At 66.1% G+C, this 14,875-nt stretch carries 17 protein-coding genes; 10 read left to right on the top strand and 7 right to left on the bottom strand.

Annotation, left to right across the window (positions count from 1 at the left end):
• Window positions 1–9 precede the first annotated feature (9 nt).
• Genes P0R31_RS13955 through P0R31_RS13940 form a run of 4 tightly spaced genes read right to left on the bottom strand, consistent with a single transcriptional unit; the run spans window position 10 to window position 3,823 of the window.
• Window positions 10–747 (bottom strand): ABC transporter ATP-binding protein, encoded by a 738-nt coding sequence (locus P0R31_RS13955; protein ID WP_025037253.1) that lies wholly within the window; start codon window positions 745–747, stop codon window positions 10–12.
• Entirely contained in the window at window positions 744–1,577 is an 834-nt protein-coding gene (locus tag P0R31_RS13950; protein WP_275514563.1) for an ABC transporter ATP-binding protein, read from the bottom strand. Before P0R31_RS13950 ends, P0R31_RS13955 begins: the two co-directional genes overlap by 4 nt.
• Complete coding sequence (livM, locus tag P0R31_RS13945; protein ID WP_275514562.1) at window positions 1,574–2,893, bottom strand: high-affinity branched-chain amino acid ABC transporter permease LivM; 1,320 nt, start codon at window positions 2,891–2,893, stop codon at window positions 1,574–1,576. The genes P0R31_RS13950 and livM overlap by 4 nt, the downstream gene beginning before the upstream one ends.
• Before the next feature lie 12 nt (window positions 2,894–2,905).
• Window positions 2,906–3,823: an ABC transporter permease subunit gene (locus tag P0R31_RS13940; protein ID WP_036043577.1), complete on the bottom strand. Its 918-nt coding sequence runs from the start codon at window positions 3,821–3,823 to the stop codon at window positions 2,906–2,908.
• A 261-nt stretch (window positions 3,824–4,084) separates the two neighbouring features.
• Between P0R31_RS13940 and P0R31_RS13935 the strand changes: the two genes are divergently transcribed.
• Both P0R31_RS13935 and P0R31_RS13930 read left to right on the top strand, forming a co-directional pair.
• Entirely contained in the window at window positions 4,085–4,252 is a 168-nt protein-coding gene (locus tag P0R31_RS13935; RefSeq protein ID WP_275514561.1) for a hypothetical protein, read from the top strand.
• Window positions 4,253–4,539: 287 nt separating this feature from the next.
• Window positions 4,540–5,079: a hypothetical protein gene (locus tag P0R31_RS13930; RefSeq protein WP_275514691.1), complete on the top strand. Its 540-nt coding sequence runs from the start codon at window positions 4,540–4,542 to the stop codon at window positions 5,077–5,079.
• Here P0R31_RS13930 and P0R31_RS13925 read toward each other — a convergent pair.
• From P0R31_RS13925 to P0R31_RS13915, 3 genes are all read right to left on the bottom strand, one after another.
• A complete protein-coding gene (locus P0R31_RS13925; RefSeq protein WP_024340834.1) occupies window positions 5,041–5,433 on the bottom strand; it encodes a carboxymuconolactone decarboxylase family protein in 393 nt (130 codons plus the stop codon). The genes P0R31_RS13930 and P0R31_RS13925 overlap by 39 nt on opposite strands.
• Before the next feature lie 108 nt (window positions 5,434–5,541).
• Window positions 5,542–6,324 (bottom strand): 3-oxoadipate enol-lactonase, encoded by a 783-nt coding sequence (gene pcaD / locus P0R31_RS13920; RefSeq protein ID WP_225124767.1) that lies wholly within the window; start codon window positions 6,322–6,324, stop codon window positions 5,542–5,544.
• A gap of 125 nt (window positions 6,325–6,449) precedes the next feature.
• Complete coding sequence (locus tag P0R31_RS13915; RefSeq protein WP_275514560.1) at window positions 6,450–7,805, bottom strand: 3-carboxy-cis,cis-muconate cycloisomerase; 1,356 nt, start codon at window positions 7,803–7,805, stop codon at window positions 6,450–6,452.
• Between the two features lie 172 nt (window positions 7,806–7,977).
• Here P0R31_RS13915 and P0R31_RS13910 point away from each other — a divergent pair, with 172 nt between their 5' ends.
• The 8 genes from P0R31_RS13910 (at window position 7,978) to P0R31_RS13875 (ending at window position 14,858) form a co-directional block, all read left to right on the top strand.
• Window positions 7,978–8,424, top strand: coding sequence for an SRPBCC family protein (locus P0R31_RS13910; protein ID WP_036012850.1), 447 nt, complete (start codon window positions 7,978–7,980; stop codon window positions 8,422–8,424).
• Window positions 8,425–8,573: 149 nt separating this feature from the next.
• Window positions 8,574–9,059 carry a (2Fe-2S)-binding protein gene (locus P0R31_RS13905; protein ID WP_014494194.1) on the top strand — a complete coding sequence of 162 codons (486 nt, stop codon included), beginning with the start codon at window positions 8,574–8,576 and terminating at the stop codon, window positions 9,057–9,059.
• Window positions 9,060–9,086: 27 nt separating this feature from the next.
• Window positions 9,087–9,893 carry an FAD binding domain-containing protein gene (locus P0R31_RS13900; protein ID WP_275514559.1) on the top strand — a complete coding sequence of 269 codons (807 nt, stop codon included), beginning with the start codon at window positions 9,087–9,089 and terminating at the stop codon, window positions 9,891–9,893.
• 62 nt (window positions 9,894–9,955) lie between these two features.
• Window positions 9,956–10,879, top strand: coding sequence for an AAA family ATPase (locus P0R31_RS13895; RefSeq protein WP_275514558.1), 924 nt, complete (start codon window positions 9,956–9,958; stop codon window positions 10,877–10,879).
• A gap of 137 nt (window positions 10,880–11,016) precedes the next feature.
• Window positions 11,017–12,219 carry a vWA domain-containing protein gene (locus P0R31_RS13890; RefSeq protein WP_275514557.1) on the top strand — a complete coding sequence of 401 codons (1,203 nt, stop codon included), beginning with the start codon at window positions 11,017–11,019 and terminating at the stop codon, window positions 12,217–12,219.
• A 10-nt stretch (window positions 12,220–12,229) separates the two neighbouring features.
• Complete coding sequence (locus P0R31_RS13885; protein WP_025037240.1) at window positions 12,230–12,553, top strand: XdhC family protein; 324 nt, start codon at window positions 12,230–12,232, stop codon at window positions 12,551–12,553.
• 2 nt (window positions 12,554–12,555) lie between these two features.
• Complete coding sequence (locus P0R31_RS13880) at window positions 12,556–13,257, top strand: XdhC family protein (RefSeq protein WP_275514556.1); 702 nt, start codon at window positions 12,556–12,558, stop codon at window positions 13,255–13,257.
• Window positions 13,254–14,858, top strand: coding sequence for a molybdopterin-binding/glycosyltransferase family 2 protein (locus tag P0R31_RS13875; RefSeq protein WP_275514555.1), 1,605 nt, complete (start codon window positions 13,254–13,256; stop codon window positions 14,856–14,858). Before P0R31_RS13880 ends, P0R31_RS13875 begins: the two co-directional genes overlap by 4 nt.
• Window positions 14,859–14,875: the final 17 nt, after the last annotated feature.

Genomic DNA, 14,875 nt, shown 5'->3' with positions numbered 1-14,875 from the left:
CGGGGCCGGTCAGTGCCGGCCGCCTTCCAGATAAGCGGCGCGGATTTCGGGGCGCTGCAGCAATTCGGCGCCGCTGCCGGCCAGTGTGATCAGGCCGTTGACCATGACATAGCCGCGATGGGCGAGCTTGAGGGCATGGTTGGCGTTCTGCTCGACGATCAGCACGGTCAGGCCGTCCTGCCGGTTCAGTGTGCGGATGGCGTCGAAAATCTGCCGCGCGATGAGCGGGGCGAGCCCCAGCGAGGGTTCATCGAGCAGGAGCAGGCGAGGGCGGCTCATCAAGGCGCGGCCGATTGCCAGCATCTGCTGCTCGCCGCCGGACAGGGTTCCGCCGCGCTGGGCGAAACGTTCCTTCAGGCGGGGAAACAGGGCGAACACGCGCTCGAGAGTGCTCTCCCGTTCCGCCGGCGTGCTCTCGGTGACGTCGGCCCCCATCTGGAGGTTCTCGGCGACGCTCATGCGCGGGAAGATGCGGCGGCCTTCGGGCGACTGCGCGATGCGCAAATGCGCGATCTCGTGGGTCGGGACGGCCGTGATGTCCTTGCCCTCGTACAGGATCTGCCCGGCGCGGGCGCGCGGCTTGCCGAAGATGGTCATCATCAGCGTCGACTTGCCGGCGCCGTTGGCGCCGATCAGCGCCACGATCTCGCCGGAATTGATGTCGACGTCGACGCCCTTCAAGGCCTCGATCTTGCCGTAGGCCGCGCGCAGGCCCCGGATCGCGAGCAGGGGGGACGCTGCCGTCACGATCCGCTCTCCATGACGGCCACGGCCTCTTCCTCGTCGGTGCCGAGATAGGCGGCGATCACCTTGGGATCGTCGCGCACCTCGCGCGGCGTGCCTTGTGCGATCTTCACGCCGTGATCCATCACCACGATGTGGTCGGAGATCTCCATCACCACCGACATGTCATGCTCGATCAGGAGGATCGACGTTCCCAGGTCGTTGCGGATCGAAAGCAGGAGCTCGTTCAACGCGGCGCTCTCTCGCGCGTTGAGTCCGGCAGCTGGCTCGTCGAGGCACAGCAGTGCGGGGACGGTGCACATCGCGCGCGCGATCTCGAGGCGGCGCTGATCGCCATAGGCGAGATTGCCGGCCGCGTCGTCGGCGCGGTCCAGCAGGTTGACCCGCTTCAGCCAGTCGGAGGCGAGATCAATCGCGCGCTTTTCTGCGTCGCGATAGGCGGGCGCGCCGACGAGGCCGAGCAAGGTGAAGCCCGAGGCGCGCATCAGCATGTTGTGCTGCGCCACCATCAGGTTTTCGAGCACGGTCATCCCGGGGAACAGGCGGATATTCTGGAACGTGCGCGCGACCTTGGCCTGCTTGGCGATACGGAAGTCGTTGAGCCGCTGGAGCGCGATTTCCTTGCCGTCATCGTGGGTGAGGCGGATGGCGCCGCCGGTCGGCTTGTAGAAGCCGGTGATGCAGTTGAACACCGTGGTCTTGCCGGCGCCGTTCGGCCCGATCAGCGCGGTGATCTTCTTCCGCTCGGCGGCGAACGAGAGATCTTGCACGGCGACGATGCCGCCGAAGCGCATGGTCAGCCGGTCGACGCTGAGGATCTTGTCGCCGCTCATCCGTGTCCTTCCTTGACGAGGTCGGAGGAGATGGCCTGCGCCTTCTTCAGATAAACGGTCGGCGCGCGATGGCCGACCAGGCCGCGTGGCCGCCAGATCATGATCAGCACCATGGCCCAGCCGAACACCAGCATACGATAGGTCTCGAGGCCGCGAAACAGCTCGAACCCGCCGATCATCGCCAGCGCGGCAAGCGCGACGCCCAGCTGCGAGCCCATACCGCCGAGCACGACGATGGCGAGCACCAGCGCCGATTCCTGGAAGGTGAAGGATTCCGGGCTGATGAAGCCCTGCCGGGTGGCGAAGAACGCACCGGCGAAGCCGCCGAACATGGCGCCGGTCGCAAATGCCGTGAGCTTGGTCGTCGTGGTGTTGATGCCGAGCGCGCGGCAGGCGACCTCGTCCTCGCGCAAGGCTTCCCAGGCGCGCCCGATCGGCAGCCTGCGCAGGCGGATCGTCGCCCAATTGGTGAGCAGCGCCAGCGCCAGGATCAGATAGAACAGGAAGACGATACGGTGGGTCGCCGAGTACTCGATGCCGAGCTTGGCGGCCAGCCCATCGTCGCTCCTGTCGAGCGGAATGCCGAACAGGGTGGGACGCGGAATACCGGATACGCCGTTCGGTCCGCCGGTCAGATCCTGCCAGTTGATCAGGACGAGGCGGATGATCTCGCCGAAGGCGAGTGTCACGATGGCGAGGTAGTCGCCGCGCAGGCGCAGTACGGGAAAGCCGAGCAGCACGCCCCAGAATGCGGCGAGGATGCCGGCGAGCGGCAGGCAGATCCAGAACGACCAGCCGAAATTGGTGGCGAGCAGCGCGTAGGAATAGGCGCCGACGGCATAGAACGCGACGTAGCCGAGATCGAGCAGGCCGGCGAGCCCGACCACGACGTTGAGGCCCCAGCCCAGCATCACATAGGTGAGCACGAGAATGGCGAGGTCGAGGATGTAGCGCTGGTTATAGAAGATCACGGGCACCAGCAGCGTGAAGATCAGCAGCGCGGGCGCAAGGTAGCGGCCGACTAGCGACACGCCCTTCTGCAACGCTGGCGGCACCAGCCGCTCGGTGCCGGCCGGGCCGATCCATTGCCTGAGCAGCTCGATCACGATCGAGCCGCCGAACACCGCGGCGACGAGGGAGGCGAGCTCGCCGAATCGCGTCCAGTAGGTGAGCTGGCCGTCGGAGCCCGCCTCGGTGCGGATGCCCACCATCAGCGAGAACAGCACCAGCGCGATGAGGGCGTTGATGACGGCGGTCTTGAGAAGGGCGGCGATGCCCGTTGCAGGTTTGGTCGTGTGGGTCGAGGGTGCTGTCACGCGGCCGGTCCGTCAGACTTTTTCGACTTCGGGACGGCCGAGCAGGCCGGTCGGCATGAAGATCAGCACGACGATCAGGATCGAGAACGCCGCGACGTCCTTGTACTCGACCGAGAAATAGGCCGACCAGAACGTCTCGATCAGGCCGATCGCAAGCCCGCCGAGCATGGCGCCGGGCAGCGAGCCGATGCCGCCGAGCACCGCGGCGGTGAAGGCCTTGATCCCGGCGACGAAGCCCATGAAGAAGTCGACCAGGCCGTAATAGAGCAGGTACATCAGGCCTGCGACGGCGGCGAGCGCGGCGCCGATCACGAAGGTCATGGAGATGGTGCGGTCGACGTTGACGCCGAGCAGCGCCGCCATGGTCTGATCCTGCTCGCAGGCGCGCATGTCGCGCCCGAGCCGGGTGCTCGACACCAGCCAGGTGAAGATCGCCAGCAGCACAATGGTGGTGATGACCACCATGATCTGGATGTTGGAGAGCTGGATCACGAACCCGTCCGGGCTCTCGTGCAGCGTGTGGCCGCCGGTGATGAAGGGTGGGATCGGCTTGACGCGGGCGCCTTGCGCCACTTGCGAATAATTCGTCAGCACGAACGACATGCCGATGGCCGACAGCATCGGGGCGAGGCGGAAGGAATGGCGCAGCGGCCGGTAGGCGATGCGCTCGATGGTCCAGCCATAGAGCGCCGTGATCGCCATCGACACCAGCAGCACCACGAGCAGGATCAGGGGAATGGCCGTGAGGCCGAGCGAGATCAGGATCAGGAAGGTGATGAGGGCGATGAAGCCGCCGATCATGAAGACGTCGCCATGGGCGAAGTTGATCATGCCGACGATGCCGTAGACCATCGTGTAGCCGATCGCGATCAGGCCGTAGATCGAGCCGAGCACGAGGCCGTTGATGAGCTGCTGGGCGAAATAATCCATAAGCTGCCGTACCCAAACTTGACGCGGCTCAAAGGGAGCTCTTGCAGAGAGTTCTTGGGCCCCGGCAGCCCTTGAGCGGTCGGGTTTTGTAACAGGAGGGAACTGGCGGCTGCAACTGGCCCGGTCTCCACCTTAAGGCTTGTACAGAGATCATTTCGGCGGCGGGTTCCCTCAGTCTTCGAGGAACCCGGTTCCCGAGGCAACCAAAGTGGATGCCGGCCGTTACCTTGGTTCTGACGTCCAACAAGGGAGTTTCCCCGAATGACGAAGCAGCAGAACCAGAATCCGGGTCAGCAGAGCCAGAACCCCGGCCAGCAGCGCCCCGGGCAGCAGCAGGGTGGCGGTCAGAAACCCGGACAGCAGCAGCAGGATCCGCGTCAGGGCGATCGTCCCGGCCAGCAGCAGGGCGGCGAGCGCGGTCAGGAATAGCGAATTTGGGAGCCCAGGAGTAGGCGAGGCCCCGCCGCAAGGCGGGGCCTCTGCTTTGCGGAAGAGTCATTCCGGGGCGGCTCGAAGAGCCGAACTCCGGTGCGCCCTTGCGCATCTGAGAATTTCGAGATTCCGGGTCTGGTGCTGCGCACCATCCCGGAATGACGCCGCGCGAGAGGGCAGTTAAGGTAAACAAAGGGTTTAAATTGCCGCCACAGTCCGATGCGAGTTAGCTCGGCATGGCCGCCGCCTTCCATCGAAGGCTCGGCAACCAGGCGGGAAGCGGCATGTTCAGGAATTGGCGGATCGGCTCGGTCAACGGCGCGCTGCTGGCGGCCTATTTCATTCCCGTCTGGAGCCTCATAGCCTTCAGCATCATCGTCGCGCCCGTGCGCGGCCTCTACGAGCGGCCGAGCGTCGCGGTGGCGCTGTATCTCAGCGACCATCTGCAGATGGCGGGCATGGACACGGTGCGTGCCGCCTGGCTGCTGGCGCTCGGACGGCTGACCGTGGTGGCGTTCTTTGCGATCTACCTCGTGCTGCTCTGCATTCCCCGCACCCGCAAGGGCGGCGGCAGCGACGAGGCGCTCGGTATTGCGCTCGCGATCGGCAGCCTGATCTCCTTTGCCAGCATGGTGATGGCCTCGAAGGTCGGTGAGCTGGCCGCGCTTCGGCTGCACGCCACCGAGCTCCTGATGCTGCTCGGTGCCGCCGTCGTGCTCGTGATCGAGAAGCCGGCGGCTGCGCCGAAGACGGCCGAGGTCGCCGCGCCGCCGAACCTTCAGCCTCTAGGTCTTGAGCAGGCCGAGCTCCTGCACAATCGCTGACGCCTCCTTGACGGCGTGGTTCGCCGCCGGCACGCCGCAATAGATCGCCTGCTGCAGCAGGATCTCCTTGATGTCGTCGGGCGTGAAGCCGCCCTCGGCCAGTGCCGCACGCACGTGCAGGCGGAATTCGTCCCATTGCCCGAGCGCGACCATGGTGCCGATCACCAGCACCCGCCGCGTACGCTCGTCGAAATGCGGCCGCGTCCAGATCTCGCCCCAGGCGTAGCGGGTAATCAGGTCCTGGAAGTCGGTGTTGAAGGCATTGCGGTTCGCGATCGACTTGTCGACCCAGGCATTGCCCAGCACCTTGCGGCGCACATTCATGCCGGCATCGCGGCGCTTCTGGTCGTCCATTCTGTTTCCTCCTTCGTCATTGCGAGCGCAGCGAAGCAATTCAGAAATGTGTCCCCGGAGACGGACTGGATTGCTTCGTCGCTACGCTCCTCGCAATGACGGTTGTTGCTAGCGCTGCGTCAAAAATCCCACCACCGCATCGGTGAACGCATGCGGCTGCTCGACGTTCGAAATGTGCGCGGCGTCGATGATCGTCATGCTGGCGCCGGGAATGCTGGAGCGAATCAATTCGGCCGCCGAGATCGGCGTCGCCACGTCGTGGCGGCCGGCGATCACCAGCGTCGGGCTCTTGATCTTCGGCAGCAGCGCGCGCTGGTCGAGCGTCGACAGCGCCTCGCAACAAGCGAGATAGCCCTCGACAGGCGAGGCGAGCAGCATCGACTTCATTTTCGCGGTGATCGCAGGCTCGCGCTCGCGGAAATCCTGGGTGAGCCAGCCCGCGATCACGGCATCCGCGACCGCGGCGATGCCGCCCTCCTTTACCGCCTTGATGCGGTTGTGCCAGTTGGTTGGATCGGGGTAGTAGCAGGACGTGTTGGCGAGGATCAGCTTGCCGAACCGTTCGGGCGCATTGGCGCCGAGCCATTGCCCGACCATGCCGCCCATCGACAGGCCGCACCAATGCACCTTCTCGATGTTGAGGTCGTCGAGGATCGCGAGCACGTCGCGGCCGAACCGCTCCATCGTGTAGGGGCCGGGCGGGACGTTCGACTTGCCGTGGCCGCGGCGATCGTAGCGGATGACGCGGAACACCTGCGTCAGCGCCTTCATCTGCGGCTCCCACATCTGCAGCGTGCAGCCGAGCGAGTTCGACAGCATCAAGGTCGGCCCGCCGTCGCGGCCTTCGACGGAGACGTTGAGGAGGCATCCGTCGGCATCGATCATGGGCATGGCATGTTCCTCGTCATGCGCGGGCAATAGCGCTCAGCGCGTCTTATCCTAAACTTCCCGCGCACCCGTCTAGAAAAAGAATCTTTCCCAGATGATGGATTGCCGGGTCAAGCCCGGCAATGACATCAGGAGAGATCCAGAGAATCGAGCAGCCGGTCGATCAGCGCCTGTGACGCCCCTTGATAGGCCATCGGCTCGAACAATGCCGCAATTTTTTCCGCCGTAAGGTGCGCGGTGACTTGCGAATCGGCCGACAGCACCTCGCGCAGATGCTTCTTCTCGGCGACGGCGCGCTTGCTCGCGGCCTCGACGAGATGATGCGCGTTGCTCTTGCCGATGGCTTCGGCGAGCGCGAAGGTGACGGCCTCGGCCATGATCAAGCCATGCGTCGCATCGAGATTGCGGAGCATGCGCGCTGCATCGACCTCGAGACCCTCGGCGATGTCGACGACGGAAGCCAGCGCGCCTGATGTGACCAGCATCAACTGCGGCAGCGTCGGCCATTCCGCGTGCCAGGGACCGGCACTGCGCTCGTGGTCCTGCACCTGGGCGGCGAAGATCGTCGCGGCGAGCTGCGGGGCCATGGTGGAAGCGCCCAGCGCGCTTGCGGCGGCGACCGGGTTGCGCTTGTGCGGCATGGTCGAGGAGCCGCCGCGGCCTTCGCCGGCTGGCTCGAATGCTTCGGCGACGTCGGTCTGCATCAGCAGCGAGACGTCGCGCGCGATCTTGCCGCAGCTGCCGGCGAGAATGGCGAAGCAGGATGCGGCCTCGGCGATGCGGTCGCGATGGGTATGCCAGGGCGCCTCGGGCAGCGGCAGAGCGAGCTCCTGCGCCAGCCGTTCGGCCACCGCGAGCCCCTTGTCGCCGAGGGCTGCGAGCGTGCCGGCGGCGCCGCCGAATTGCAGCGCGAGGCCCTCGCGGGAGAGCCGCCGCAGGCGGCAGCGGGCGCGGCCAAGGCTCGAGGCGTATTCGGCGGCCTTCAGCCCGAACGGCATCGGCAGCGCATGCTGGAGCCAGGTCCGCGCCACCATCGCGGTGTTGCGATGGCTGCGCGCCAGTGCGGCAAAGCCCTTGACGGCGCGGCTGAGGTCGGCATCCAGCGCCGCGATGCCGGCGCGCAGCATCAGCATGGTCGCGGTGTCGATGACGTCCTGGCTGGTCGCGCCCCAATGCACGTAGCGCGCGGCCTCCGCGTCATTCTTGCCGACATTGGCGGTTAGCATCTTGACCAGGGGAATCGCGAGATTGCCCGACCGCGTCGCGGCCTCGGCCAGTGCGGCCATGTCGAAGCCATCGGCCTTGCACGCCGCCTCGATTGGTCCGACGGCGGATGCGGGAATCACCGCGCTGGCCGCCTCGGCCCGTGCCAGGGCTGCCTCGAAATCGAGCATGTTCTGCAAGGTCGACCGATCGTCGCAGACCACGCGCATGGCGGCGCTCGACAGCATCGGTGCGAGCAGGGGGGAGATGGAGGTGCTCATGTTGCGCGCGACCTAATCATCATGGCCCGGCCGTGCCAATCCCCCACCGCCCGCACACGTCATTTTGCAGTTGCGAATATGCATTGCACGTGACCGGGCGCCGGTCTTTCCTTTGCCGCTTCGCTGCGTTACTTGATCAGCATTATAGTTACGCGATCCGGGAGGCACCCTCATGGCCATGACGATGAACGGCGAAGTCCAGCTTGCGGCGCCGCGCGAGGCCGTGTGGGCCAAGCTCAACGATCCCGAGGTGCTGAAGGCCTGCATCCCCGGCTGCGAGGAGCTGGAGAAGACCGACGACGGCGGCTTCCGCGCGACGGCGAAAATGAAGGTCGGCCCGGTGTCGGCGCGCTTCAAGGGCAAGGTCACGCTGTCCGATCTCGACCCGCCGAACGGCTACAAGATCTCCGGTGAGGGCGAGGGCGGGGTGGCCGGATTCGCCAAGGGCGGCGCGGCCGTCAAGCTCGCCGAGAAGGACGGCGGCACGCTGCTCTCCTACGACGTCGAGGCGCAGATCGGCGGCAAGTTGGCGCAGCTCGGCCAGCGCCTCATCAACGGTGCCGCCAAGAAGCTTGCCGACGAGTTTTTCGCGAACTTCGCCAAGGCCGTACAGGGCTGAAGGTCCAATACCTTTAGCATAGCGCCTTCGGCATGGCGCCTTGCGCCCGGGGCGATGTTGCCCCGGGGCATAATGGCCCATATGATGGGTTGGAATAATTATAAGAACCGCTTCGACGGGACCCGTCGGGGTGCTGACAGAGAGTGCTTATGGCAAAAATCTCCCTCATCGTGAACGGCAATCCTGTGACGGCCAATGTCGATCCCCGCACGCTTCTGGTGCAATTCCTGCGCGAGAATCTGCGGCTGACGGGCACCCATGTCGGCTGCGACACATCGCAGTGCGGCGCCTGCGTCGTGCATCTCGACGGCAAGGCCGTGAAGTCCTGCACCACGCTTGCGGTGATGGCCGATGGCCACGAGGTCAAGACGATCGAGGGGCTGGCTGCGGACGGCGCGCCGCTGCATCCGATGCAGGAGGCCTTCCGCGAGCACCATGGCCTGCAGTGCGGCTTCTGCACGCCCGGCATGATCATGACCGCGATCGACATCGTGCACCGCAAGGGCCACGAGCTCGACGACCACACCATTCGCGAGGAGCTCGAAGGCAATCTCTGCCGCTGCACGGGCTACCAGAACATCGTCGCCTCGATCTCCGCCGGCGCGAAGGCGATGGCCAAATCCGACCTCGCGTAACGCGCCTCCCGCGATCAGGACATACAGATGTACGAATTCAAATATCATCGCCCTGGGACCGTTCGCCAGGCGGCCAACCTCCTAGTGAAGAACGAGGACGCCAAGGTGATCGCCGGCGGCCACACGCTGATTCCCGTCATGAAGCAGCGCCTCGCCAGCCCCCCGCATCTGGTCGACCTCTCCCACATCGAGGGGCTCAATGCGATCGAGATGAAGGGCCGCTCGCTGGTGATCGGCGCCACCGCCAAGCATGCCGAGGTCGCGACCTCCGCCATCGTCGGTGAAGCCATTCCGGCGCTGGCGAACCTTGCCGGCGGCATCGGCGATCCCGCCGTGCGTCACAAGGGCACGATCGGCGGCTCGCTCGCCAACAACGATCCGACTGCCGATTATCCGGCCGCGGTGCTCGCGCTCGGGGCCACCATCGTCACCAACAAGCGCCGCCTCAAGGCGGAAGAGTTCTTCCAGGGCCTGTTCACGACCGCGCTCGAGGCGGATGAGATCATCACCAAGGTGATGTTCCCGCTGCCGAAGAAGGCCGCTTACGTCAAGTTCCGCAACCAGGCCTCGCGCTATGCGCTTGTCGGGGTGTTCGTGGCGCGGCGTCCTTCGGACGTGCGCGTTGCCGTGACCGGTGCGGGCTCCGAAGGCGTGTTCCGCGTCACCGCATTCGAGGAAGCCTTGAAGAAGCGCTTCGCCTCGAAGGCGCTGGAGGGCATCGCGATACCGGCAGAAGGCCTCAACAGCGACATCCACGGCAGCGCCGAATACCGCGCGCATCTCATCGGCGTGCTGACGCGGCGCGCCGTCGATGCCGCCAATGCCAAGGAATGAGCTGACCTCATTCCTCGGTCCAGACCTGTCCCCGGTGAGGGCGTAGCGAGACTGGCTTTTTCATGACTTCAGCGGCCACTTCTTCCGGTGCTTTGCCGGCATCGGTCGATGCGATGCTCGAACTCCTGACGTCGCGCGGCTATCTCGCTGAGCGCTCGCTGGCGACGGTAACGTATCTGTCGCTGCGTATGGGCCGACCGCTGTTCCTGGAAGGCGAGGCCGGCGTCGGTAAGACCGAGATCGCTAAGGTGCTCTCGGCGGCGCTGGGGCGGAAGCTGATCCGCCTGCAGTGCTATGAAGGCCTCGACGTCTCCTCCGCGGTGTATGAGTGGAACAGCGCGTCGCAGATGATCGCGATCCGGATGGCGGAAGCCGCGGGCGACACTGATCGCGATCAGCTTTCGAGCGATATCTTTGCCGACCGCTACATGATCAAGCGGCCGCTGCTCCAGGCGCTGGAGCCTGATGTCGCCGGACCGCCGGTGCTGCTGATCGACGAGCTCGACCGCGCCGACGAGGCGTTCGAAGCCTACCTGCTCGAGATCCTCAGTGACTTCCAGGTGACCATCCCCGAATTCGGCACCGTGAAGGCGCCGCACCCGCCGATCGTCATCATCACCTCCAACCGCACCCGCGAGATCCACGACGCGCTGAAACGGCGCTGCCTCTATCACTGGGTCGATTATCCCGCCGCCGAGCGCGAGCTCGCGATCGTCAAGACACGCGTGCCCGGCATCTCCGCCAAGCTGTCGCAGCAGGTCGTGCGCTTCGTGCAGGCGCTGCGTAACCAGGACTTCTACAAGTCGCCGGGCGTTGCTGAGACCATCGACTGGGCCACGGCGCTGTCGGAGCTCGATGCCCGCTCGCTGACCCCGCAATTGGTCGGCGACACGCTGGGCGCGCTGCTCAAGTACCAGGACGACATCACCCGCATGCAGGGCGACACCTTGCAGAAGGTGCTGAAGGACGCGACGAGCGAGAACTGACGCGCGGGCGTCGTAACTAGCTCGTCATTCCGGGGCGCGCGTCAGCGCGAGCCCGGAATCCATAACCACGATCGGGAGTATGGATTCCGGGCTCGCGCCAAGAGGCGCGCCCCGGAATGACGGCTGAGAGTGTAGCCATGGCCATCAACCACCTTGCCCCCGAAAAGACCGAGCAATTCGCCGACAACATCGTCGGCTTCGCCCGCGCGCTGCGTGCGGCCGGCATGCCGGTCGGGCCGGGCGCGGTGATCGATGCCATGAGCGCGCTGCAGGTGATCGACATCGGCAACCGATCCGACGTCTTCACCACGCTGGAGGCGATCTTCGTCAAGCGCCATGAGCATGCGCTGATCTTCAAGCAGGCTTTCGACCTGTTCTTCCGCGCCTCGGAAGAATGGAAGCACATGCTGGATTCGGTGCCGCTGCCGGACGAGACCAAGAAGAAGCCGAAAGCCGGCGCCCGCCGCGTCCAGGAGGCGATGGCGCAGCCGCGCATGACCGAGACGCCGCAGCACCAGGAGCAGGATCTGCGCCTGTCGGTCTCCGACAAGGAGATCCTTCAGAAGAAGGATTTTGCGCAGATGAGCGCGGCGGAGATCGCCGAGGCGCTCCGTGCCATCGAGCGGATGCATCTGCCGCAGGCCGAGCTCTTGACGCGCCGGCGCCGGCCCGATGCGCGCGGCCTGCGCCTCGACCTCCGCCGGACGTTGCGCGCCTCCTTGCGCACCGGCGGCGACATCATCGACATTCATCGCCTCGGACGGATCGAGAAGCCGGCGCCGATCGTGGCGCTGCTCGACATCTCGGGCTCGATGAGCGAATACACCCGCCTGTTCCTGCATTTCCTGCATGCCATCACGGATGCCCGCAAGCGCGTCTCGGTGTTCCTGTTCGGCACGCGCCTCACCAATGTCAGCCGCGCGCTGCGCCAGCGCGACCCGGACGAGGCGCTGGCGAGCTGCTCGGCCTCGGTCGAGGACTGGGCCGGCGGCACCCGCATCTCGGCCTCGCTGCATAACTTCAACAAATTGTGGGCGCGGCGGGTGCTGAGCCAGGGTGCCATCGTGCTCCTGATCTCCGACGGGCTGGAACGGGAGGCCGATTCCAAGCTCGCCTTCGAGATGGACCGGCTGCACCGGTCCTGCCGGCGGCTGATCTGGCTGAACCCGCTGCTGCGGTTTGGCGGCTTCGAGGCCAAGGCGCAGGGCATCAAAATGATGCTCCCCCACGTTGACGAATTCCGCCCGGTACATAATTTGAGTTCGATCCAGGAGCTGATCACGACGCTCTCCCAGCCGCTGCCGCCGCATCACCGCAGCCTGATCCGCTCCGCAGCTTGAGAGGCCAGCCATGCTCGATCGCGACGAGGACATCCTGAAGGCGGCGGAGGACTGGCAGAAGGCCGGCCGTGGCGTTGCGCTGGCGACGGTCGTCGAAACCTGGGGCTCGGCGCCGCGCCCGGCGGGCTCCAGCCTCGTCATCAACGACGAAGGCACGTTCCTGGGGTCCGTCTCCGGCGGCTGCGTCGAGGGCGCGGTGGTTACTGAGGCCATGGATGTGATCCAGAGCGGCAAGCCGAAGATGCTGGAGTTCGGCGTCGCCGACGAGACCGCCTGGAACGTCGGGCTGTCCTGCGGCGGCACCATCCGCGTCTTCGTCGAGAAGGTCGGTTAGCCGTGAAGCTCGACATCCTGCACGAACTCAATGCCGAACGCGCCGCGCGCCGGCCCGTCATTCTGGTAACCGACACCGAGAGCGGCGAGCAGCGCCTGGTGAAGGCGAAGGATTTCGCCAGGGATCCGCTGCGCACTGAACTGGAGAAGCAGCTTCGCATGGGCAAGAGCGCCAGTGTCGAGGCTGGCGGCAAGAAGCTGTTTCTCAACGTCTACGCCCCGACGGCAAAGCTCGTCATCATCGGCGCGGTCCATATCAGCCAGGCGCTGGCGCCGCTGGCGCGCTCGCTCGGCTATGACGTCACCGTGGTCGATCCGCGCACGGCCTTTGCGAGCCCCGAGCGCTTTCCCGACATTCCATTGATCGCCGAATGGCCTGATACTGCGCTGCCGCCGCTCAATGTCGATGCCTACACCGCGTTCGTGGCGGTGACGCACGATCCCAAGATCGACGACCCCGCGCTCCTGCACGCCTTCGAGCGCAACTGCTTCTACATCGGCGCGCTTGGCTCGCGGAAGACGCATGCCAAGCGTGGCGACCGGTTGCGGGCGCAGGGCGCCAAGGAAAGCGACATCGCGCGCATCCACGCGCCCATTGGGCTTGCGATCGGCGCGGTCTCGCCGTCCGAGATCGCGGTGGCGATCATGGCCGAGATCACGGCCGTGCTTCGGCTGCCTCCCAAGGAAAAAGAAGAAGCGGCATGAAGTTCGGCCCGGCGAGTCCCAGGGATGCGCTTGGCGGGGTGACCGTCCACACCCTGCGCCAGGGATCGCTGGTGCTGAAGAAGGGCACGACGATCGGACCTGCCGAGGTCGAGGCGATGGAGCGCGCCGGCATCAAGGACATCGTCGTGGTGCGCATGGAGGCGGGCGACGTCTCCGAGGACGTTGCGGCCGCCAGCATCGCGCTCGCCATCGGCGGCGAGGGCATCCATGTCGAGCGCGCTTTCACCGGCCGCGCCAATCTGTTCGCCGCGCGAGCGGGCGTGCTGGTGATCGACCGCGCCGCGGTCGACCGCATCAACAACATCGACGAAGCCATCACCTTTGCCACGCTCGCCGCCTACAAGCCGGTGGTCGAGGGCGAGATGGTCGGCACCGTCAAGATCATCCCGTTCGGCGTCGAGGCGAGTTTGCGCGATGCCGCGGTGAAGGCGGCGGGCAAGGACGTGCTGAAGGTCGCTCCTTACGTGATCAAGCGCGTCGGCGTGGTCTCGACGCTGCTGCCGGGCCTGTCCACCAAGGTGATCGACAAGACCCTGCGCGTCACTGCCGAACGGCTCGCGCCGGCCGGCGCCGGCATCATCGCCGAGCGCCGGGTCCCGCACGAGGAGCAGGCGCTGTCGGCCGCAATCAAGGAATTGCTCGGCCTCGGCGCCGAGCTCGTGATCGTGTTCGGTGCATCCGCGATCGCTGACCGCCGCGACGTGATTCCGGCGGCCGTCACCGGAATCGGGGGCGAGATCGAGCATTTCGGCATGCCGGTCGACCCCGGCAATCTCCTGCTGATCGCCCGCGCCGGCGAGGTGCCTGTGCTGGGCGCGCCGGGCTGCGCGCGCTCGCCGGTCGAGAACGGTTTTGACTGGGTCTTGATGCGGCTTCTCGCCGGCATCAAGGTGACGCGGTCCGAGCTGATGGGCATGGGCGTCGGCGGCCTCTTGATGGAGATCGTGACGCGGCCGCAGCCGCGCGCCAAGCCGGAGACCGAGGGCAACAGCCATGTCGCGGCCATCGTGCTCGCGGCGGGACGTTCGACCCGGATGGGCGGGCCGAACAAGCTGCTCGCCGAGCTCGACGGCAAGAAGCTGGTGCGCCTCGCGACCGAGCAGGCGCTGGCCTCTAGGGCATCCGAGGTGATCGTCGTCACCGGCCATCAGGCCGAGCTCGTCGAGCAGGCGCTGCAAGGCCTGAAGGTGACATTCGTCCGCAATCCGGACTTCGCCGGCGGCATCGCCAGTTCGGTGAAGGCCGGCATCGCCGCCGTTCCCGAGACCTGCGATGGCGCCGTCGTGTGTCTCGGCGACATGCCGCTGATCGACGCCGGCCTGATCGACAGGTTGATCGACAGCTTTGCGCCCGACCGCGGCAATCTCATCGTCGTTCCCGTCAGCGAGGGCCGCCGCGGCAACCCCGTGCTGTGGTCGCGCCGCTTCTTCAAGGAGCTGATGACGCTCGAGGGCGACGTCGGCGCGCGGCATCTGATCGCCAGGCACACCGAGGCGGTCGCCGAAGTGCCCGTCGACGGCGAGAGCGCCTTCCTCGACATCGACACGCCGCAGGCGCTGGAGGCGGCACGGCGGGGCTGAAGGTGCGTAGGGCGGAT

The sequence above is a fragment of the Bradyrhizobium yuanmingense genome (genome assembly GCF_029167105.1).
Lineage (GTDB): Bacteria > Pseudomonadota > Alphaproteobacteria > Rhizobiales > Xanthobacteraceae > Bradyrhizobium > Bradyrhizobium yuanmingense_A.
This window is presented reverse-complemented; position numbering and strand designations above follow the sequence as displayed.